At 65.7% G+C, this 510-nt stretch carries 1 protein-coding gene; it reads right to left on the bottom strand.

All coding sequences use genetic code 11. The annotated features are described in order from the left end of the window. Window positions 1-510: ATP-binding protein (locus tag ACXJKJ_RS32365; protein WP_457395864.1), on the bottom strand; the 510-nt coding region annotated here is incomplete at both ends.

Raw genomic sequence — 510 nt, 5'->3', positions numbered from 1 at the left:
GCCCACTTCCTTGGTGGTGAAGAACGGTTCGAACACGCGCGCCCTGGTTTCGGCGGACATGCCGTGGCCGCTGTCGCGCACGCGCACCATCGCGTAGTGGCCCGGCGGCACATCGGGGTTCTGGTTGCTGAAATCGTCATCCAGATGGGCGTTGTCCACCTCGATGGTGAGCCGTCCTCCCTCGGGCATCGCGTCGCGCGCGTTGACGGCCAGGTTGAGCACCGAGGCCTCCAGCTGGCTCGGGTCGATCTCCACGCACCAGATGTCCGGGCTGTGCAGCATTTCCAGTTGCACCAGTTCGCCGAGCGAACGCTTGAGCATGTCCTGCATGTCGCTGACCTGCGCGTTGAGGTCCACCGGCAGATTGCGCAGCGGCTGCCGACGCGAGAAGGCGAGCAATCGCTGGGTGACGTTGGCCGCACGCATCACGCCTTTGAGTGCGTTGTCCAGCGAGTGCGCGGCATTGCCGGCGCTGTCGCCGAGCCGGTCGATCAGCAGCTGGGCATACTC

It is taken from the genome of Roseateles sp. P5_E1 (assembly GCF_054049335.1).
Note: the sequence above shows the minus strand (reverse complement) of the source record. Positions and strands in the feature narration are given on the sequence as shown.